18 protein-coding genes are annotated in these 19,090 nt (G+C 68.8%); 16 read left to right on the forward strand and 2 right to left on the reverse strand.

From position 1 onward, the window contains the following. Window positions 1-37: 37 nt before the first annotated feature. Together nadB and gltS are read left to right on the forward strand one after the other, a co-directional pair. Complete coding sequence (gene nadB / locus V4F39_RS17080; protein ID WP_332290929.1) at window positions 38-1,648, forward strand: L-aspartate oxidase; 1,611 nt, start codon at window positions 38-40, stop codon at window positions 1,646-1,648. Then, window positions 1,645-2,856, forward strand: a complete 1,212-nt coding sequence (gltS, locus tag V4F39_RS17085; protein WP_332290930.1) for a sodium/glutamate symporter — start codon at window positions 1,645-1,647, stop codon at window positions 2,854-2,856. The genes nadB and gltS overlap by 4 nt, the downstream gene beginning before the upstream one ends. Window positions 2,857-2,877: 21 nt before the next feature. Here the strand turns inward: gltS and V4F39_RS17090 are convergent, their stop codons facing one another. Next, window positions 2,878-3,162 carry a late competence development ComFB family protein gene (locus V4F39_RS17090; RefSeq protein WP_332290931.1) on the reverse strand — a complete coding sequence of 95 codons (285 nt, stop codon included), beginning with the start codon at window positions 3,160-3,162 and terminating at the stop codon, window positions 2,878-2,880. 316 nt (window positions 3,163-3,478) lie between these two features. Between V4F39_RS17090 and V4F39_RS17095 the strand changes: the two genes are divergently transcribed. The 6 genes from V4F39_RS17095 (at window position 3,479) to V4F39_RS17120 (ending at window position 10,619) form a co-directional block, all read left to right on the forward strand. Next, window positions 3,479-4,807, forward strand: coding sequence for a sigma-54 dependent transcriptional regulator (locus V4F39_RS17095; RefSeq protein ID WP_332290932.1), 1,329 nt, complete (start codon window positions 3,479-3,481; stop codon window positions 4,805-4,807). Window positions 4,808-5,280: 473 nt separating this feature from the next. Beyond that, window positions 5,281-6,888, forward strand: a complete 1,608-nt coding sequence (locus tag V4F39_RS17100) for a hypothetical protein (protein WP_332290933.1) — start codon at window positions 5,281-5,283, stop codon at window positions 6,886-6,888. Window positions 6,889-6,955: 67 nt separating this feature from the next. Next, window positions 6,956-7,306 (forward strand): hypothetical protein, encoded by a 351-nt coding sequence (locus V4F39_RS17105; protein WP_332290934.1) that lies wholly within the window; start codon window positions 6,956-6,958, stop codon window positions 7,304-7,306. Window positions 7,307-7,313: 7 nt separating this feature from the next. Next, the gene (locus V4F39_RS17110; RefSeq protein ID WP_332290935.1) at window positions 7,314-7,991 is read left to right on the forward strand and encodes a C39 family peptidase; all 678 of its coding nucleotides are present in this window, start codon (window positions 7,314-7,316) and stop codon (window positions 7,989-7,991) included. 15 nt (window positions 7,992-8,006) lie between these two features. Next, window positions 8,007-9,272 (forward strand): hypothetical protein, encoded by a 1,266-nt coding sequence (locus V4F39_RS17115; RefSeq protein WP_332290936.1) that lies wholly within the window; start codon window positions 8,007-8,009, stop codon window positions 9,270-9,272. 42 nt (window positions 9,273-9,314) lie between these two features. Next, the gene (locus V4F39_RS17120; RefSeq protein ID WP_332290937.1) at window positions 9,315-10,619 is read left to right on the forward strand and encodes an acetate kinase; all 1,305 of its coding nucleotides are present in this window, start codon (window positions 9,315-9,317) and stop codon (window positions 10,617-10,619) included. 21 nt (window positions 10,620-10,640) lie between these two features. Here the strand turns inward: V4F39_RS17120 and V4F39_RS17125 are convergent, their stop codons facing one another. Beyond that, entirely contained in the window at window positions 10,641-11,531 is an 891-nt protein-coding gene (locus V4F39_RS17125) for an AraC family transcriptional regulator (protein ID WP_332290938.1), read from the reverse strand. A 65-nt stretch (window positions 11,532-11,596) separates the two neighbouring features. On the opposite strand from V4F39_RS17125, the gene V4F39_RS17130 reads away from it, so the two are divergent. From V4F39_RS17130 to V4F39_RS17165, 8 genes are all read left to right on the forward strand, one after another. Further along, complete coding sequence (locus tag V4F39_RS17130) at window positions 11,597-12,871, forward strand: MFS transporter (RefSeq protein ID WP_332290939.1); 1,275 nt, start codon at window positions 11,597-11,599, stop codon at window positions 12,869-12,871. Between the two features lie 283 nt (window positions 12,872-13,154). Further along, window positions 13,155-13,385, forward strand: coding sequence for a hypothetical protein (locus V4F39_RS17135; RefSeq protein ID WP_332290940.1), 231 nt, complete (start codon window positions 13,155-13,157; stop codon window positions 13,383-13,385). 6 nt (window positions 13,386-13,391) lie between these two features. Then, window positions 13,392-14,843 carry a pilus assembly protein TadG-related protein gene (locus V4F39_RS17140; protein WP_332290942.1) on the forward strand — a complete coding sequence of 484 codons (1,452 nt, stop codon included), beginning with the start codon at window positions 13,392-13,394 and terminating at the stop codon, window positions 14,841-14,843. A 14-nt stretch (window positions 14,844-14,857) separates the two neighbouring features. Then, window positions 14,858-15,667, forward strand: coding sequence for a hypothetical protein (locus V4F39_RS17145; RefSeq protein ID WP_332290943.1), 810 nt, complete (start codon window positions 14,858-14,860; stop codon window positions 15,665-15,667). 32 nt (window positions 15,668-15,699) lie between these two features. Further along, window positions 15,700-16,413: a hypothetical protein gene (locus V4F39_RS17150; RefSeq protein ID WP_332290944.1), complete on the forward strand. Its 714-nt coding sequence runs from the start codon at window positions 15,700-15,702 to the stop codon at window positions 16,411-16,413. Next, window positions 16,410-16,586: a hypothetical protein gene (locus tag V4F39_RS17155; protein WP_332290945.1), complete on the forward strand. Its 177-nt coding sequence runs from the start codon at window positions 16,410-16,412 to the stop codon at window positions 16,584-16,586. The genes V4F39_RS17150 and V4F39_RS17155 overlap by 4 nt, the downstream gene beginning before the upstream one ends. 3 nt (window positions 16,587-16,589) lie before the next feature. Further along, window positions 16,590-17,534 carry a Flp pilus assembly protein CpaB gene (gene cpaB / locus V4F39_RS17160; RefSeq protein ID WP_332290947.1) on the forward strand — a complete coding sequence of 315 codons (945 nt, stop codon included), beginning with the start codon at window positions 16,590-16,592 and terminating at the stop codon, window positions 17,532-17,534. A gap of 101 nt (window positions 17,535-17,635) precedes the next feature. After that, window positions 17,636-19,084 carry a type II and III secretion system protein family protein gene (locus V4F39_RS17165; protein WP_332290948.1) on the forward strand — a complete coding sequence of 483 codons (1,449 nt, stop codon included), beginning with the start codon at window positions 17,636-17,638 and terminating at the stop codon, window positions 19,082-19,084. The last annotated feature ends 6 nt before the right edge of the window (window positions 19,085-19,090 follow it).

Below are 19,090 nucleotides of genomic sequence, written 5' to 3' on the forward strand. Positions count from 1 at the left end.
GTGCGGCGGCGGTGCCGCCTGCGCAGACAATCCGCCGATGAGTACCGAAGCACCCGTCGTGATCGTCGGCGCCGGCCTGGCCGGCCTGAGCGTGGCCTTGACGCTGGCCGAACACCGGCCCGTCGTCGTCCTGGCCAAGCGCCCCTTCGAAGAAGCCGCCACCGCCTGGGCACAGGGGGGCATCGTCGGCGTGCTGGGCGCCGACGACAGCATCGACAGCCATGTGCACGACACGCAGGATGCCGGCGCCGGCCTGGTCGACGAGCGCACCGCGCGTTTCATCGCCGAGCGCAGCGCCCGGGCCGTCGAATGGCTGGTCGCGCAAGGCGTGCCCTTCACCGCCGACCCCGAAGGCCCGCTGGGACTGCACCTCACGCGCGAGGGCGGCCACTCGGTGCGCCGCATCGCGCATGCGGCCGACGCCACGGGCCGGGCGATCCACGAGACCCTGCTCGCGCAGGCCCGGCGCCACCCGCGCATCACGCTGCGCGAACGGTGGATGGCGCTCGACCTGATCGCCCCGCCGCCCGCGCACAGCGGCGAGCCCCGCCGCTGCCAGGGCCTGTATGCGCTCGACATCGACCGCCAGCGCGTCGAGACGCTGCCGGCGGCGGCGGTGGTGCTGGCCACCGGCGGCGCGGGCAAGGTCTACCGCTACACCAGCAACCCCGAGACCGCGACCGGCGACGGCATCGCGATGGCGTGGCGGGCCGGCTGCCGTGTCGCGAACATGGAGTTCGTGCAGTTCCACCCGACCTGCCTCTACCACCCGCAGGAGCGCAGCTTCCTGATCACCGAGGCGCTGCGCGGCGAGGGCGGCCACCTCAAGCTGCCGGGCGTGGCAGGCGAGGGCGCCCGCTTCATGGCGGCGCACGACGTGCGCCTGGAGCTGGCGCCGCGCGACATCGTCGCCCGCGCGATCGACTTCGAGATGAAGAAACACGGCCTCGACCATGTGTGGCTCGACGCCACGCACCTGGGCGAAGCCTTCCTGCGGGAGCACTTCCCCACCATCCACGCGCGCTGCCTGGCGCTGGGCATCGACATCGCGCGCCAGCCCATCCCGGTGGTGCCCGCCGCACACTACACCTGCGGCGGCGTGGTGACGGACCTCGCGGGCCGCAGCGACCTGCCGGGCCTCTACGCCGTCGGCGAGAACGCCTGCACCGGCCTGCACGGTGCCAACCGGCTGGCCAGCAACTCGCTGCTGGAGTGCGTGGTGCTCGGCCATGCCTGCGCGGCCCACATCGCGGCGCAGCCGGCCGCGGCGCCGGCCGGGCTGCCGGCCTGGGACGAGAGCCAGGTGCACGACGCCGACGAGCAGGTGGTCATCGCCCACAACTGGGACGAACTGCGCGGCCTGATGTGGAACTACGTCGGCATCGTGCGCAGCACCAAGCGGCTGGAGCGGGCGCTGCGCCGCATCGAGCTGCTGCGCGGCGAGGTCGACGACTACTACGCGCACTTCCGCGTCAGCCGCGACCTGCTGGAGCTGCGCAACCTGATCGACTGCGCGTCGCTGATCGTGCGTTCCGCCCTGGCGCGGCACGAGAGCCGCGGCCTGCACTACAGCCGCGACCACCCCCACACCCAGCCGGCCAGCCTGCCGACGGTGCTGGTCAACGACCGCGGCATCCGCGCGCGATGACGCGCGGGCCGGTGGAGGTCGATGCCTTCGTCAGCTTCACGCTGGCGATCCTGCTGCTCTTCGCGGGGCGGGAGCTGACACGGCGCATCACGGCGCTGCGCCGCTACAGCATCCCCGAGCCGGTGGTGGGCGGCGTGCTGTGCGCGGCCGTCGTCGGCGTGCTCGACCTGGCGGCCGGCGTGCGGGTGAGCTTCGAGCTCGGTGCCCGCGACATGCTGCTGCTGTACTTCTTCGCCGCGATCGGGTTGAAGTCCGACGTGCGCACGCTGATCGACGGCGGACGGCCGCTGCTGGTGCTGCTCGTGCTGGCCTGCGTGTTCATCGGCCTGCAGAACGGCGTGGGCATGGCGATGGCGGCGGCGTTCGGGCAGGACGCCCGGGCCGGGCTGCTGCTCGGCTCGATCGCGCTGGTGGGCGGCTTCGGCACCACGCTGGCCTGGGCGCCGGACTTCGCCTCCCGCCTCGGCATAGCCCATGCGCTGGAACTGGGCGCGGCGGCCAACATGGTGGGGCTGGTCGCCGCCTGCGTGATCGGCGGCCCGGTCGCGAGCCACCTGATGCGCCGCCACCGGCTGCAGCCGTCGGGCGCGGCCGAGCAGGACGTCGGCGTCGCCAACGATGCGGCCGATCCGCCGCTCGACTACTACGGTGTGCTGCGCGCGTGGCTCTGGCTGAACGTGACGCTGCTGCTCGGCCAGGGCCTGGCTGCGGCGCTGCGCCAGGCCGGGCTGAACCTGCCGGACTTCGTCGGCTGCCTGCTCGCCGGCATCGCGCTGCGCAACCTGCTGCCGCTGGCGTGGCCGAAGGCGCTGGCGCGGCAGTGGGCCGGCACGCGCCGGGGGCTGGCGCTGATCTCCGACATCTGCCTCGGCATGTTCCTGACGATGGCGCTGATGGGCCTGCAGCCGTGGGCACTCGACGGCGTGCTCGGCTTCGTGGCCGCGGTGATGGCGGTGCAGATCGTGCTAGCGGTCGCCTACATCCTCTGGGTCGTCTTCCGCTGCATGGGCGGCGACTACGAGGCCGCCGTGGTCTGCGCGGGCTTCGGCGGCATCGCGCTCGGCTCCACCTCGACCGCCGTGGCCAACATGAGCGCGGTGACGCGCCAGCACGGCGCCGCGCACCGTGCGTTCATCGTCGTGCCGCTGGTGTGCGGCTTCTTCGTCGATGTGGTGAATGCGTTCGTGATCGGCTGGCTGGCGCGCTGAGCGGCCCGCCGCCGCCGTTGCTCAGTTCGCCGGCACGCCACCCGCGCGGGCACGCACGAACTCGAACGCCTCGCGCACCGCGGTGTTCACGGTGCGTGCATGCTCGTTGCGTTCCTTGTCGGTCAGGTAGAAGTGGAAGTCCGCCTGGTGGCGGATGTAGCGCGGCGTCACGCGGTTGAGCGCGAGGCAGGCCACGTCGATCAGCCATTCCTCGTTGCGGGCGATCTCCGGATAGGACTTCGACAAGTCCAGCACCGCCTGGAAGACGCCGTGCTCGTGGTGGTTGTGGACGGAGGAGAAATCCATGGTCGCGCTCCGCGCTGCTGTGAAATCGCGTTCATTGTCAGGAGCGCCCCGGCTGGCAGTGATTGGAACAGGCCGGTCCAGGCTGCGCTTTTCCGAGCGCGGCCCGTTACCACATCGCCGTGTTGCTGCTGCATTGCGGTGATGGGGAACCCCCTTGACTCTGGGGATGGAGACCCTGTGCGCCACCGTGTGAAATGCCGCATTCAAAGAAGCGGTACGTTGCTTTTTTTCGATAAGCCGCAAACGCAGTACCTTGGGACGGGTCGACCGTGTTCCGTATTGCGTGTCCACACGCTCTGTCTCGGGGGGATACCCCATGGTCGACAACCGCCTGCTGTGCGTCATCGCCAGGGGTGTCGCATCGCCGGCCCGGTTGCTTGAGTCGATCGGCTGGGAGGTGTGCGCCATCTCGGATTCGCGCCTGCTCCCCGAGGCGTCCGCGCGGGGCCGCTGCCGTGTCGGGCTGGTGATCGGGCGGGGCCTCGACGACGCCGCCTGCGCCGAGCTCGATGCGCTGCTGCGCGACCACGCTGGCATCGAGTGGGTGGGCGCCTTCGATGCCGCATCGCTCTCGCTGCCGGCCTGCCGCGACCTGATCTTCGAGCACCTGTTCGATCACCACAGCCTGCCGCTCGACATGGAGCGGCTGCGCGTCACGCTGGGCCATGCGCACGGGCGCGGACTGCTGCGCCAGGGGCGTACCCAGCCCGCGCGGCACGACAATTCGCCGCTGATCGGATGCAGCGACGCGAGGGCGCAGCTGCTGCAGCAGGTCAGGCGCATCGCGAAGGTCGACGCGCCGGTGCTGATCTCGGGCGAGAGCGGCAGCGGCAAGGAACTGGCCGCCCGGGCGATCCACGAGGGCTCGGCGCGGGCGGCCGGCCCCCTGGTCACGGTCAACTGCGGCGCGATCCAGCCCACGCTGGTGCAGTCCGAGCTGTTCGGCTACGTCAAGGGCGCCTTCACTGGCGCCGTGCGCGACAAGCGCGGCTTCATCGAGGCGGCCAACGGCGGGACCATCTTCCTCGACGAGATCGGCGACCTGCCGCTCGACATGCAGATCAACCTGCTGCGCTTCCTGCAGGAGGGCACCGTCAACCGGGTCGGCTCCACGCAGCCGATGCCGGTCGACGTGCGGGTGATCGCCGCGACGCACATCAACGTGGAGCAGGCGGTGGCCGCGGGCAAGTTCCGCGAGGATCTCTTCTACCGCCTCAACGTGCTGAGCCTGCACGTGCCGCCGCTGCGCGAGCGGCGCCGTGACGTCGCGGTGCTGGCGCAGCATTTCTTCGAGAAGTTCTCGACCGAGAAGCAGGCCAGCGTCAAGGGCTTCAGCCAGCGCGCGATGCGGGCGATGGACGCCTACGCCTGGCCGGGCAACGTGCGCGAACTCATCAACCGCGTGCGCCGCGCGATGGTCATGTCGGACGGCCGGCTGATCACGGCCGCCGATCTCGGACTGCCGGAAAGCGAAGTGCGCAAGCCCCCCGAAAGACTGGATGCCAGCCGCATGCGGGCCGAGCGGGAGGCCATCCAGGCCGCTCTGCAACAGGCTGGCAACAACGTGAGCCATGCCGCCCGCGAACTCGGCGTTTCGCGCATCACGCTGTATCGGCTGATGGCCAAACACGGCCTGGCGCACTGAGCGTTGCCGCCGCCACGGGGCAGCGCCCCGGAACCGGGGTCCGGCGCATCGCCGGATGCACTTCCGTCCTAGAACTAGGGCCTCCTGAACGGGGGGTGGGTTGCCCCGCGGGACGTGTGCCCTGGGACGTTTCCGTTCATCGGAACCGTGCCTCCGGAGACCCGTCTGGGGCCTCGAACGTCTCAGGCCTGAGACACCTGCCGCGGGCAGGCTCCCGGATGCAGCGCCGGCTGCAAGTGATTGATTTCAAACGCCACCCTGACCAGGGCACCGCCCAGGCAAGGGGTTGCCCCCTGTTTCACGGCTGTGACGCATACACAAAGCGGATTTCGTTACGACTTGTTTGCGCAGGGCCGAATCGCGAGGCGATTCAAGGACTTAGCCGTGATGGCACCCCTTTCGCAATGGTGCAGACGGATCGGCACGACGCCGATCTTGATGTGTCCGACACCAACTCCATCGAGGAGACATAGATGAACAGAACCCTGCTGGCAACTGCGGTCGCCCTTGCCTTTGGCTCAGGCGCGGTCTGGGCAGACCCCAACAACGACAACGATGCCCGGAACACCGGCACCCTCAACCAGACTGCGACGGCCAACAACACGCAGACTGGCAACAGCGGGCCCACCGCGAATGAATCGTCCAGGGCGGTCCAGAAGTCCGATTCGTCGAACAACTCAGACCAGAACAACAACAAGAGCACCGGCGACAACCGCGACAACCGCGGACGCGCCCGGGCCGATGGCTACGGCACGACCGCGGCCAACAACGGCTCCTCCGCCACCGCCAACTTCAGCAACGCGTTCAACAAGAGCGCCGCGGTGGCGATGAGCAAGCTCGAAGGCTCGGTGACCAACATCCGCGTGCACGGCATCGGCAACCAGGCCTACAACAACGGCGACGCCAACGGCGGCGACGGTGGCAAGGGCGGGGCCGGCTACGGCGGCCATGCGAAGGGCGGCGAAGGCCGCGGCGGCAGCGGCGACGGTGCGTCCGGCGGCCGTGGCGGCAGCGGCGGCGACGGCGCCCGGGCCGGCTCGGGCGGCGACGCCCGCAACGGCAGCGTGATGGCCGGTGCCAAGAATGGCAGCGCCACGGGTGCCAACGGCGGAGAAGGCGGCAGCGCACGCGATGCCGACGGTGGCCGCGGCGGCAGTGGCATGGGCATGGGTGGCTCGTCGATCTCTGCCAACCTGCAGAAGAGCGGCTCGGCCACCGCGGACAGCGAAGCCAAGGGCGCCAACGCCGACGCCTACAACAAGTCCTGGGCCGGCGACGGCGCGGGCCTGGGGGCGGGCAAGGGCGGCGGCTCCGACGTGGCCGGCAAGGGCAGCGGCGGCGATGCGATGTCGCACAGCGGCGCGACCGGCGGCAGCGCCGACGGCGGCAATGGCGGGCGTGATCGCGGCGCCGGCAATGCTGGCAACGGCGGGGCGGGCGGCACGGGCGGCGCAGGCACCGACACCGGCGGCGCCTCCTCCGGCGGCGCAGGCTCGTCCACCGGCACGTCCACGGCCGGCAGCGGTACCGGCACCGGCACCGGCACGGGCGGCGCGAGCACCGGCACGGCCACGGCGAGCGGCGGCTCCGCCACCGCAGGTGCATCCACCTCCACCTCCGGCAGCAACACCGGCACGAGCACGAGCACGGCCGGCAACGGCAGCGGCACCGGCGCGGCGGGTGGATCGGCCAGCAACACGGCGGGCAACGGCGGCACGGGCGGCAGCGCCACCAACGGTAGCGCGACCTCGACGGCGAGCAACGGCAATTCCACCGGTGGCAACGGCGGCAACGGCGGCAGCGGCGCGGCCGGCGGCAACGGCGGCGCGGGCGGCAGCGGCACGGGCGGCAACGGCATGGGCGGCACCGCCACGGCCGGCAACGGCAGCGGCGCAGCGGGCGGCACCGGCGGCGCGGCGGGCACCGTCAGCGTGAGCGCAGGGACCTTCAACCTGTCGAACACGATGAGCGGCACGGCGCAGTCGGCGGCCGGCATCCTGGTGATCAGCCAGAACACCGGCATCGCAGCGCTCACGCAGCAAAGCGTCAACGTCCAGGCCAACATGAACCTGGGCCGGTAGCCCGGCCTGTCGCGCCCGCGCGCCTCGTGCGCGCGGGCGCTCCGTTCATCAGCAGGTCGGAGGAGACATGAGAACCAAGACGCGATTGCGCATCGCCAGCGTGCTGCTGGTGGTGCTGGCGAACGGTCCGAATCCGGCGCGTGCCGACGGCCCGCCGGCACAACGTCCTGCACTGTTCGACATGAAGCCCGTCGGTGAATCGGCGCTGGCCGGGCGGCGCGGGGGCACCCAGACCGTGAACGACGTGAAGCTGCGCGGCGTGGTGGCGAACAACCAGGCCGTGGACGTCGTGACCGGCGGCAACAGCATCTCCGACGGCGCCTTCTCGGGCGCCGCGGGCTTGCCGATGGTGATCCAGAACACCGGCAACAACGTGCTGATCCAGAACGCCACCGTGGTCAACGTGAAGGTGCAGTGAGGTGGCCATGCGAAACGCCGCAGCGCTTCTGATCGCCGCGTGGGCGCTGCCGGCGTGGGCAGGGTCGGTGGATCTGCCGATCCAGGTGGGGGGCGCCTTCTCGGTGCCCACCACCAGCCTGAAGGAGGCGCGCAACCGCAGCACCGTGCTGCAGCAGTACGACTTCAGCTGCGGCTCGGCCGCGCTGTCGACGCTGCTGACGCACCACTACCGGTTCACCGCCAGCGAGCAGGCGGTCTTCGAGGCGATGTACCGCCAGGGCGACCAGGAGAAGATCCGGCGCGAGGGCTTCTCGATGCTGGACATGAAGCGCTTCCTCGAGTCGCACGGCTTCCAGGCAGACGGCTTCGAGGCGTCGCTGGACACGCTGGCCAGCGCCAACGTGCCGGCGATCGTGCTCATCAACGAAAACGGCTACGACCACTTCGTGGTCATCAAGGGCCTGCAGCCGGGCCGCGTGCTCATCGGCGACCCCGCCGGCGGCACCCGCGCGCTCCCGCAGGCGGCGTTCGAGTCGATGTGGAAGAACGGCATCCTGTTCGTGATCGCCAACCGGCAGGACCAGGCGCAGTTCAACCAGGCCACCGACTGGGCCGTGGCGCCGAGGGCGCCGCTGGGCGGCGGCGTCAACCGCGAGGGCCTGGCCGGCGTGGTGATGCCCAAGCTGGGCGTCTCGGACTTCTGACGAGGGGAGCCGCGTATGTACACCCCCGGCCCCAAGCTCGCACAGGCCGTCTCGATCGTCGGGATCGGCCTGGCTTCCGCCGCGCCGGCGCTGGCGGCGGCCGAGGACGTCGGCATCGCCGATGCCGCCTCGCTGCCCGCGGCGGCAGCGGCGAGCCCGCTGGCGCCGGACGCCCGCGACGGCGGCGGCGCGCAGGCGCTGCCGCAGGGGTGGACGGAGTCGACGCTTGTCCTTGCGTGCGGCGGCACTGCCTGCGCGCTGGAGACCCTGCGCATCGCGCAGGCGCAACTGCCCGCTGCCCCGGAGATGCCGGCCGCTGGGTCGGCCATGGCGGCGGCCGACGAGCCCGTGCTGGGCGGCTGGGAGGCTCCGCCGCCGGAGATGCCGGTCACCGCCGCGCTCTCGCCGCAGGTGCCCGGCATCGACGCGCCTGCGCTGCGGTCGATGAAGGGATCGCTGGCGCCCATCGCGACGCTGGAGGACGCGGGCGATCCGGCCGGGATGCCGCTCGCTTCCACGCATGCACGGCGTGTGCTCACGGGGCTGCATGAACTGCGGGCCATCGCGCCCGTGCAGGAGCCGGCGGGCGCGGCATCTTCCGTGCTGCCGGAGCGGGCCCCCGTGCCGGTGCAGGTCGCAAGCACGGTCGACATCGAACTCGAGGTCCCCGTGCATGCGCTGCGCAGCACCCTGGTCGACATCCCGCTGGAGCTGTCGGTGGATGTACCACTGGACATGCTGGTCGATATCCTTTTGGATACGCATGTGGACATTCCGCTGGAGATGGCCGTCGACATCGCCCTCGAAGTTCCCCCCGCACCGCTGCCCCAGGCCGAGCCCGTGGCGCCGGCGGTGCCTGCCGCATCGGGCTGGGTGGCCGTCGGAGACAGCCGCCTCGACCGCGTGCGCGGCGGCTTCAGCAACGGCAACCTGAACATCTCTTTCGGCATCGAGCGCGCCGTCTACATCAACGGCAACCTCGTCACGACGACGCGGCTGAACCTCTCCGAACTCGGGGCGATCTCCGGCGGATCCGCCGCGCCGGCCGCCCCCATCGACACCGGCGCGCTCACCGTGCTGCAAAGCGGCCCCGGCAACGTCTTCCAGCCCGGCCGGCTGTCGGGCAACGCGATCGGCACGGTGATCCAGAACACGCTCGACAACCAGAAGATCCAGAGCATCACGGTGATTGACGCCACCGTGAACAGCATGCAGATTCTCAAGGGGCTCAATCTCCAGTCGTCGCTGCGCAGCGCGGTCACCGACTCGCTGCGCCGCTGAAAGCACCCTGCGGTCCGATGCATTGCATGAGGAGGAACCACGATGCCGAATCACTTGATCCCCGGGTGGGGTGCCGGCGCCTGCGCGCTGGCCCTGGCCCAGGCCATCTCCCCGGCGGCGGCCGAACAGGCGGCCGGCGCGGCGCAAGACGATGCCTTGCAACGCCGCGTGGAGGAGCAGGCGCGCGAGATCGAGATGCTCAAGCGGCTCGTCAACGAGCAGGCCGCCAGCCTGCTCGAGGTGCGCCGAGCGATGGGAGTGGACCGCCTGGCGACCCAGCGCGGCACCGGGTTCGGCGCGGCGCCGGCCGCAGCCGCGGTGGCCCAGGCCACGGCGGCGCAGGACGCGACCCAGCAACAGCAGCAGCAGCAACAGCCGGTCGGCCAGGCGCCTGACCGCGACAACCGCGCGCTCGATGTGGCGCCGATCTTCGAACAGCCCGGCGTGCTGACGCCCAAGGGCAAGCTTACGCTGGAGCCGTCGCTGCAGTACTCGTACTCGTCGAGCAACCGCGTGGCGCTCGTGGGGTACACCATCATTCCGGCGATCCTCATCGGCGTGATCGACGTGCGCGAAGTCAAGCGCAACACCTTCACCGCGGCGCTCACCGCCCGCTACGGCCTGACCAACCGCTTCGAGGTCGAGGCGCGCGTGCCCTACGTCTACCGCTCCGACACCAGCGTCGGCCGCGAGATCCTGCAGGGCTCGGCCAGCAGCACGGCCTTCGACGCCAGCGGCAGCAACATCGGCGACATCGAGCTCACCGGCCGCTACCAGTTCAACGACGGCGGGCTCGACAAGCCGTACTACATCGGCAGCCTGCGCTTCAAGAGCCGCACCGGCAGGGATCCGTTCGAGGTCGAGACCGATACCTCCATCCTCGGCCTTCGCGACGGCGTGCAGACCTCGCTGCCCACCGGTTCCGGCTTCTATGGCCTGCAGCCCGCGATCACCGTGCTGTACCCGTCGGACCCGGCGGTGCTGTTCGGCTCGGTCAGCTACCTCTACAGCTTCAAGCGCGACGGCATCCAGCGCCGCACCAGCGACGGGCCGCAGGACCTCGGCTCCATCCAGCCCGGCGGCGTGTGGGGCTTCAACTTCGGCATGGGGGTCGCGCTCAACGAACGGTCGTCGTTCAGCATCGGCTACGACCACAGCTCGGTCGGCAAGACCAAGCAGAACGGCCGCGCCGCGGCCGACTCGGTCCGGGTGCAGCTCGGCACGCTGCTGCTGGGCTATTCGTACCGGCTGAACTCGCAGCGCACGCTGAACGTGTCGATCGGCGCCGGGCTCACGCGCGATACGCCCGACGTCACGCTGACGGTGCGCGTGCCGATGACGCTGTAGGCGCTCGGCCGGTGGCCCCGGCTACAGCGCGTAGCCGAAGAAGCGCGCCGGCGGCATGCCCACCGAGCGCCGCACCATCGCCGTGAAGGCGCTGGCGCTGGCGTAGCCGAGGTCGGCCGCGATGCGCTTCATCGGCTGCCGGTGCGCCGCCATCGCCACCGCCTTGGCCAGCAGCACCTGCTGGCGCCATTGGCCGAAGCTGGTGCCCAGCTCCTGCTGGAAGAGCCTGGCCACCGTGCGTGCGCTGGCGCCGGTGCCGCGGGCCCAGCCCGCCAGCGTCGCGTGGCGCGTCGGATCGTCGATCACCGCTTCGCACAGCGCGCGCAGGCGCTTGTCGGCCGGCAGGTCGACGCCCAGCGGGATGGGCTGCGCCCGGCGCAGTTCGTCGAGGATCAGCGCGCTGAGCCGCGCCTCGCGCTGCAACGTCTCCCGCGGGGGTGGCACGGGGCCGCCGTCGGCATCGGGCACCACGTCCATCGACATCACGAGCGCGCGCAGCAGGTCGGACACCTCCAGCACGCGGCACTGGCGCCACGGTGCCTCCTCGGCGCGCGGCACCTGCGGCCCGCAGCGGCCGGAGGGCTGGAGGAAGTAGAGCGTGAAGAGGTCGGTCTCGCTCAGCACGGTGACGGCGTGCTCGACCCCCGGCGGCACCCAGACCGAGCGCGACGGCGGCACGATGTAGGAGCCGTGCGCGGTGGTCAGCCGCGTGACGCCGGTGCTGGAGAAGACGAACTGCGCCCACGGGTGCGAGTGCGGCACCACGAACTGCTCGGGCGTCAGGCGGTGCCGCTTGGCGCGCACCGGGCGCTCCGCGGTAGGCGTGTACAGGTGCGGCGTCAGCGGCCCGATGCGCCGCTGCGCGGCCCGGTGCGGCGCGGGCGGGGATTCGCGCTGGGGCGTCCGTGGCATGTTCTCGATAGAAGTTGGCCCGCTATCGTAATCCTGCCGGCCGGCCAGCGCCTATCATTTCGGCCATGAGCACACTTGCCGCACCGCCTGCCTCCGCCCCCACGCCGCTGCGCCAGGACGCCGCGGTGATCGGCCTCGTCGGCATCGCCCACCTCATCAGCCACTACAGTCAGCTGCTGCTGGCGCCGCTCTTTCCGTGGCTGAAGACGGAGTTCGCGGTCAGCTACACCGAACTGGGCTTCCTGCTCACCGTGTTCTTCGTCGTCTCGTGCGTCGTGCAGGCGGTCTCGGGCTTTGCGGTCGACCGCTTCGGGCCGCGGCCCATCCTGTTCGCGGGCCTGGGCCTGCTCGGGCTGGCGGCGGTGGGTTATGCCAGCAGCCAGAGCTACTGGATGCTGGCGGCCTGTGCGGTGGTGGCCGGCATCGGCAACGGGGTGTTCCATCCGGTCGACTACACGCTGATCAACCGCAAGGTCGGCAAGGCTCGGCTGGGCCATGCCTACAGCGTGCACGGCATCACCGGCAGCCTGGGCTGGGCGCTGGCGCCGGCCATGCTGGTGCCGCTGGCGGTGGCGTTCTCGTGGCGCGTGGCGCTGCTGTGCGCCGCCGCGCTGATCTTCGGCGTGCTGGCGCTGCTGTTGCTCAACCGCGGGCAGCTGTCGCTGCCGGCCGCGCCGCAGGCTGGCCCCGCGCCGGCTGCGGGCGCGGCCGCGGCGCCGGCGAGCACAGAGGGGCCGTTCGACTTCCTGAAGATCCCAGCCGTGTGGATGTGCTTCGGGTTCTTCTTCTTCTATGCCATTTCGCTCAGCGTGGTGCAGAGCTTCGCGCCCGAGGCCGCGCGGCAGCTGCATGCGGTGCCGGTGCACCTGGTGGCCATGTGCCTGACGATCTACATGGTGTGCAGCTCGGGCGGCATGGTGGTGGGGGGCTTCCTCGCGTCCGACCCGGCGCGCTCCGAACGTGTGGTGGGCCTCGCGTTCGGCACGGCGGCGGCGCTCGCGCTGGTGGTGGGGCTGTCGCGTGTGCCCTCGATGGCGGTGCCGGTGCTGTTCGGCGCGATGGGCTTCTTTGCCGGCATCGCCGGGCCCTCGCGCGATCTGCTGGTCAAGCGCTCCTCACCCGAGAACGCGACGGGGCGGGTGTACGGGGTTGTCTATGCAGGCCTGGACATCGGCCAGGCCCTGTCGCCGCTGTTCTTCGGCGCGCTGATGGACAGGCACCACTACGTGGGCGTGTGGATCGGCTTGGCGGTGGTGCAGGGGGTGTTGATCGTCAGCGCGTTCAATGTGCGGCGGGTGAGGCGGACTAGCAAGGCCATTGGGACTCCCGTACAGGCGTGACCGAGTGGCGGAGGGCAAAGTCCGGTGACTGGGTTCCTGGGATGAGGACCCCATAAAGCAGGGATTGCAAAAAGCAGAATTGAAATTCTAAAAACACAATTGTAACAAAAATATGACGGCAACTTGCAATTTGCGTTTCATTTCAATCATAATTGACGCACATCCTGCTTGATAGCGCAGAGGGGCGTCGCTGCAGGATGGATTTACTCGAACAACAGGAGGATCCATGCATCGAGTCCCATGTAGCGCGGCCGCAGCGAGAAGCGCTCAACGCGGCCAGGGTATGACGGAGTACATCATCATCGTTGCGCTGATCGCGGTGGCGGCCATCGCCACTTATCAGTTCTTCGGTCAAACCATTCGCAGCCAGACTGCGGGTATTGCGCAAGAAGTGTCGGGCCAAACGGCCGACACGGCGATCCGTGAGTCGCAAACGACGGCCGATTCGGCTGCCACCGAGGGTACGACGGTCAAGGGTCTTGATGCGTACTCCAACAACAACTCGCGCGACTGATTTGACGTGAGTTTCGCCAGCCCCAGCAGGGGCTGGCCGGGGATTCGCTCCAGGCAGCGGCAAAAAGGGCAAGCGCTCGTCTACGGGATTTTTGTTCTCGTGGGCGGGTTGGCTGCGCTCTTTTTCTTGTTCAACACCGGTCAGCTTTCTCGCGAGAAAACCAAGCTCGTCAACACTGCGGACGCTGTCGCCTACAGCGCCGGTGTGATGCATGCGCGTGCGCTGAATTTTGATGCCTATACCAATCGTGCGCTGGTGGCCAACGAGGTGTTGGTTGCGCAGATGGTGAGTATTTCATCTTGGGCCCAGTACATGGGCACCCACGCCCAGAATTTTCTTACTCTATTCCCTGGCTGCGCTAGCGTGTACACCTCGTGGGTGGAGGCCCTTCGCGTTGGCGAGTATGCGGCCATGTGCGTTGGGCTCTTCTATGCATATGAATACGTTGCAGATGTCATGGAGCTTGTGCCGGACGTGACGCATGGGATTGTTGCAATTGTCGAAGGTAATAAGCGGATCATCCTCGGTGCCCAGTCCGTGCTTCATGGAACGCTGCCTTTCATGCGGGCACGCGTCATGGATGAAGTCGCCCGGGCCAATTACGCCGCCGTAGAGCGCGGAGATGTGAGCGTGGAACCGAGGATCGTTGCAGCGCCGATGCTTACCAACGAATGGAATGGCTTTACTCGGCAGTATGCCGATGACGACCGAGACCGGTTTGCGGAGGTGGCCCGGCTCGCCGCATATAGCGACGATTTCGTGAAGGCGCGCACTTGGACTTCTCGTGGTCTCGTGCCCGAAAGTGGCGGTGCATGTCTTGCCCGCTGGCGTGTCAGCGAGGTTCGCCGAAGAGGTGGTACAGAGTTGATCGGATTCGATGAATGGAAAGCGGAAGACACTGCTTCGTACCACTCGTGGCGCAGCAAGGGCTTGAGCTGCCGGGCCCGGTCGGACGTGCCGATCGGCTGGGGCGAACAGCAAGCCCACCCCGCGGGCGCTGATCAAGACGAATCGTCAGCCCGCCTGGGTGGCTCGCCGTCCACTAACCCCCGTGCCCATGGCCGAGCGTCGTCGGCAGCCTGGGAGGTCTACAGTGGCCTGCCGCCGTTCTACGAGCTGTCCCCCGCTGCCCTGGCGGAAGAAGACCCGCGCCTGCGCTTCGCGGTGCGTGTGACGCGTGATCGCACCGAGACGGTGGCGTCCGAAGGTCGATCGGCCATGCCGGTCACCGATCGGCTCAACAACTACAGATCGGACATGCCGCGCGATCTGATGGCCGCTGTTGCGACGTCGGAGGCCTATTTCGAACGCCCGGTCGCACACCGCGACAACGTCCATGGCGCAGCCCGCGGCACGCCGCGGGAGCTGGGGAGCCTCTTCAATCCGTACTGGCAAGTCCACTTGGTCGAGTCGCCGACCGACGTGCTGCGTGCCCGCCTGCAGCAAGCGGGCTTTTGATGCAGGGCGAAGTTATGAGGACCAGCAAGCGGACAACGACGGCCAGGCGGCGGGTCACCTGCGTGGCCCGACAGGGGCGATGGCAACGTGGCCAGGCCTACGTCGAGCTCATCGTGATGTCGCTGGCCGTCGTGCCGCTGTTCATGCTGATGCCGATGATCGCCAAGTACCAGGACATCTCGCATGCCGCGCAGATGGCCAGCCGCTACGTCGCGTTCGAGGCGATGAACAATCACCCGGGCAGCACTGGATGGCGCAGTGAAGCGGCCCTGGCAGCGGACGTGCGCCGCCGCTTCTTCGGTGAGTCCTCGGCGCCGATCAAGACCGGCGATACAGCCGGCGAGTTCGATGCGCATCGCAACCTGTTCTGGCGGGCACCCGGTGGCGCGCCGTTGATCACTCGCTTCGATGACGTCACCGTGCAGACCGCCAATGCTGGGAGCCAGGACGGAACGCCGTATCTGCTGCATTCGGCAATGGGGTTGCGTGCCCACGGCATCCATTCGGGCACGGTGATCGTAGCGCTGGCCAACCTGCCGGCGGGCATCCGCAGCCTGGAGCCCTTTGATCGCATCGATCTCTCGATCGTCCGACGGACGAGCCTCGTCCCCGATGCCTGGGCGGCAACATCCCCCGCGCAGGCGGAAAGCCGCTTCGGCGGTTTGGCGCTGGTCAACGAGCTGTTCGATTCCGGCATCGGCGATGTGGTGGGGTTCGGCATCACCGCCTCCGAACTGCTCGGCCGAGTGGCTCCTCCAGCGTTCGGCCAGCTCGACGAGTGGCGCGACGTGGTGCCCGCGGACCGTCTCAAGCCAGCGGAGTGATGATGGCATCGCGTGATCGGAGGCGCAGTACCTTGCCCCAGGCGCTGGTGTGTGCGTGGATGGTGCTCGCGCCCGCGCTGGCTGCTGGCGCCGAATGGCCGGCGGTGCCCTTGCCGGCGGGCCTGCAGGCCTTCGACATCGGCCAGCAGATGAGCGTCAACGGTGTGCCGATGCAGCTTCGTGGCTTTGTCTCCGAGGCTGCCCCCAAGGTGGTTGCCACGGAGTTTGGCAAGGTGCTGGGCGAGCCGCTGGTGCGCAACGAGATGGGCGGCAAGATCGTGCTCGGCCGTCGTGTGGGCGCTGGCGGTGCCGGCGAACTACGCTACCTCACCGTGCAGATCGAAGCGGCCCCCGGCGGCAGCCGCGGCGTCATCGCGATCAGCGACCTGGCAGGGGCGGCCAGCAGCAGCGATCGCAGCCGCGACGACCGTGCGCGCTGGATGGACCGGTTGCCGTCGGGCAGCAAGGTGGTCAACCAGATCCAGTCCCGCGATGGCGACAAGCTCTCGACCTACCTGGTCGCCACCAATCGCCATGCGCTCCGCCTCAATGCAGACCGCTTGATCACCCTGATGGAGCAGGACGGCTATGCGCTCGAGCGCGAGTCCGAGTCGAGCCAGCCCCCTGGCGTGGCGCTGTTCTTCAGGGGCGAGGGCCGTGAAGGCATGGCTGTCGTCAGCCGATCCGGCCCCACCCATTCCACGCTGGTGCTCAACACCATCACCTTGCTGAAGGATTTTCGATGAAGCGCGGCGCACAAGCCGGGCAGTCCATGGTCGAGTACCTCGTCGTCTGTGCGGCGCTGGCCTTGGCGCTGGGTGTCGGCATGACCGATGACGACTCGGTGCTGCGCCAACTGCTCGATGCCTTTGCAGAGGCTTATGACCGATTTGCCTTCGCCCTTTCCTTGCCGTCCTGAGCCATGAAGCGGTTTCTCATCCCCCTCTCCAAAATCAGGCCCAGCAGAACCTGGGCCATCCTGGGCGTTGCCGTGGGCATCGGGTTGCTGGCTGCCATGGCTGCGCGCAACTACTTGTCCAACCAAGTTGCGGCGCTCGAGGCCGGCAAGAAGGGTGCAACGGTCAGCGTCGTCGTTGCGAAGACCGATTTGCCCAAAGGCACGCGGCTGAGCACCGACAACCTGGCCGTGCGGTCGATTCCGAAGGACTATGCCCATTCCGCCGCAGTGATGCCCGAGCAGTTCGAGCATGTCGCGGGCCAGCCGCTGGCCTACCCCGTCAAGGGTGGCGAGATGGTGATCTGGAGCATGCTCGAAGGCAGGAAGGTGCCTACCTTTTCTGCCCGCATCGAAGCGGGGCGGAGGGCAATGACGGTGCCGGTCGACGAGATCAGTTCCATCTCGGGGTTGCTGGAGCCCGGTGACGTCATCGACCTGATGGTCACCGTCGACCGGGCTGATCGCAAGGTCACCATCCCCCTGCTGCAAAGCGTGGTGGTGATGGCCACCGGCCAGCGTTCGGTCGACGATCCCAAGAGCGGCGAACGGCGCCAGTACTCCACCGTGACGCTGGACACCACACCGGAGCAGGCGCAGCACGTCATCGTTGCGCGCGAGGCCGGAAAGATCACCGCCTTGCTGCGCAACCCGGAAGACAAGACGGCGCTGCGGGCGCGCGAAGCCAACCTCGCCGATCTGTGGGGCGGAGGCGCCGGGCCGACGCAACGGCCCATGCTTTCCGGCCCTTCTGATATCCCGGTGCTGTATGGCGGCCAGAGCGGCAAGCTCGTGGGCCCGGCATTGCGGCTCGGCGGGCAGGCGGCCGAGTCGGCAGAGGGGGCGCAACTCATGGTGCCGAACGCCGAACTGTCCGCATCTGCCGCGCCGCTCCCAGTCTCCCGCCGTTGATCCGCCATCGATCGATCCACATGTCATCCTGTCTGCTCCCGTCAACCGGAATGCCGGCCGCCTCTTGCAGGGCGTATGCCGCGAGTACCGTGCTCACCCTCATGGCCTGCGTCGGCGCGGCTTCGGCGCAGAGTGCCACGCCGCCCCCCAACGACATGCCGCCGGCCCCTCGCGTGGTGGCCCCGGTCAACGGTTATGCCGAACACCTGAAGCCCACGGTGCGTCCCGCCGCCCGATCCAAGGAGCCTTACGCGCCAATCCGCATCGATCACGACGCCGGCCCCATGCCGGAGATCGAGATGTTCGTCGGTGAGTCGCGGGTGTTCCCCGCGCCCGGCGTCGCGCGCATCGCGGTCGGCAATGGCTCGCTGATGACGGCCGCGGCGCTCGACGGCCGCGAAGTCATCTTGTTCGCCAATGGCGCGGGCACCTCCTCGCTGTTCATCTGGAACGAGGACGGCCGCTACCAGCGCGTCAAGATCAATATCGTTCCAGGCGATACCTCACGCTACGCGCGGGAGATCTCCTCTTTCCTCGCTGCGATCCCCAATGCGAAGACCTCGGTCATCGGCGACAAGGTCATCGTCGAGGGCGACCAGTTGTCGGACGCCGACCTGGCCAAGATCGGCCAACTGAGCAAGATCTATCCGCAGATCGTCAACTTCACCAACTCGGTCGGCTGGGACCAGATGGTGCTGATCGACGTCAAAGTCGTCGAATTTCCGGTCAACTACCTGCGGGAGGTCGGCTTGCGCTGGACGCCCGTCGGCGGCGCAGCGGTGGGCGCGATCTGGTCACCTGGCCGTCGCGGCCATGCCGGGCCGTACCAGATCGACATCCAGACGGGTGAAGGCAATCCGCCTCCCATCAGCAATCCCGAGGGCGGTGGCGTGATACTGCCCGATGGCCTGAACGTGCTCAGTGCCATCAACCTCGGCCTCAGTGCCCAGCTCGATCTCCTGGCCCAGGAAGGCAAGACGACGGTCCTGGCGCAGCCGCAGCTCTCCACGCGCAATGGCTCCAGCGCCAAGTTCCTGGCGGGCGGCGAGTACCCCTACGTGGTGAGCACGAACAACGGCCCCACCGTCAGCTTCAAGCCCTATGGCATCAAGCTCGACATTTCCCCACGTGTCGACCGCCATGGCGTGATCCGCGCCGACGTGCTGACCGAAGTCAGCCAGATCGACAACTCGGTCACCACGCTCGCCGGGCCGGCCCTGTTGACCCGCCGCACGGAAGCGACGTTCAACGTGAACGGCGGCGAAACGATCGTGCTCAGCGGGCTGATCCAGCGCGAAACCTCCAACACCGTCGACAAGGTGCCTTTCCTGGGCGACATCCCGGTGCTGGGTGCGCTGTTCCGCTCCAAGCGCTATCAGAACAAGGAAACGGAACTGGTCATCTTCCTGACGCCCACGGTGGTGGACAGCCGCACGCCCGCGTTGGCCGGCCGCATCGAGCAGACCCATGAGCGGCTGCGCCAGCGGCTGGGCGAGGCCCCGTACCTGTCGGACCGGGTGCAGCCGGCTGTCGACGGCACGCAGCCCTGAACGGCG

It is taken from the genome of Aquincola agrisoli, assembly GCF_036621135.1.
Classification (GTDB): domain Bacteria; phylum Pseudomonadota; class Gammaproteobacteria; order Burkholderiales; family Burkholderiaceae_C; genus Aquincola; species Aquincola agrisoli.

Bases quoted from the DNA above. Each gene is read 5' to 3' on its own strand.
- nadB (WP_332290929.1), top strand. From the start codon at position 38: ATGAGTACCGAAGCACCCGTCGTGATCGTCGGCGCCGGCCTGGCCGGC.
- gltS (WP_332290930.1), top strand. From the start codon at position 1,645: ATGACGCGCGGGCCGGTGGAGGTCGATGCCTTCGTCAGCTTCACGCTG.
- V4F39_RS17090 (WP_332290931.1), bottom strand. From the start codon at position 3,162: ATGGATTTCTCCTCCGTCCACAACCACCACGAGCACGGCGTCTTCCAG.
- V4F39_RS17095 (WP_332290932.1), top strand. From the start codon at position 3,479: ATGGTCGACAACCGCCTGCTGTGCGTCATCGCCAGGGGTGTCGCATCG.
- V4F39_RS17100 (WP_332290933.1), top strand. From the start codon at position 5,281: ATGAACAGAACCCTGCTGGCAACTGCGGTCGCCCTTGCCTTTGGCTCA.
- V4F39_RS17105 (WP_332290934.1), top strand. From the start codon at position 6,956: ATGAGAACCAAGACGCGATTGCGCATCGCCAGCGTGCTGCTGGTGGTG.
- V4F39_RS17110 (WP_332290935.1), top strand. From the start codon at position 7,314: ATGCGAAACGCCGCAGCGCTTCTGATCGCCGCGTGGGCGCTGCCGGCG.
- V4F39_RS17115 (WP_332290936.1), top strand. From the start codon at position 8,007: ATGTACACCCCCGGCCCCAAGCTCGCACAGGCCGTCTCGATCGTCGGG.
- V4F39_RS17120 (WP_332290937.1), top strand. From the start codon at position 9,315: ATGCCGAATCACTTGATCCCCGGGTGGGGTGCCGGCGCCTGCGCGCTG.
- V4F39_RS17125 (WP_332290938.1), bottom strand. From the start codon at position 11,531: ATGCCACGGACGCCCCAGCGCGAATCCCCGCCCGCGCCGCACCGGGCC.
- V4F39_RS17130 (WP_332290939.1), top strand. From the start codon at position 11,597: ATGAGCACACTTGCCGCACCGCCTGCCTCCGCCCCCACGCCGCTGCGC.
- V4F39_RS17135 (WP_332290940.1), top strand. From the start codon at position 13,155: ATGACGGAGTACATCATCATCGTTGCGCTGATCGCGGTGGCGGCCATC.
- V4F39_RS17145 (WP_332290943.1), top strand. From the start codon at position 14,858: ATGAGGACCAGCAAGCGGACAACGACGGCCAGGCGGCGGGTCACCTGC.
- V4F39_RS17155 (WP_332290945.1), top strand. From the start codon at position 16,410: ATGAAGCGCGGCGCACAAGCCGGGCAGTCCATGGTCGAGTACCTCGTC.
- cpaB (WP_332290947.1), top strand. From the start codon at position 16,590: ATGAAGCGGTTTCTCATCCCCCTCTCCAAAATCAGGCCCAGCAGAACC.
- V4F39_RS17165 (WP_332290948.1), top strand. From the start codon at position 17,636: ATGGCCTGCGTCGGCGCGGCTTCGGCGCAGAGTGCCACGCCGCCCCCC.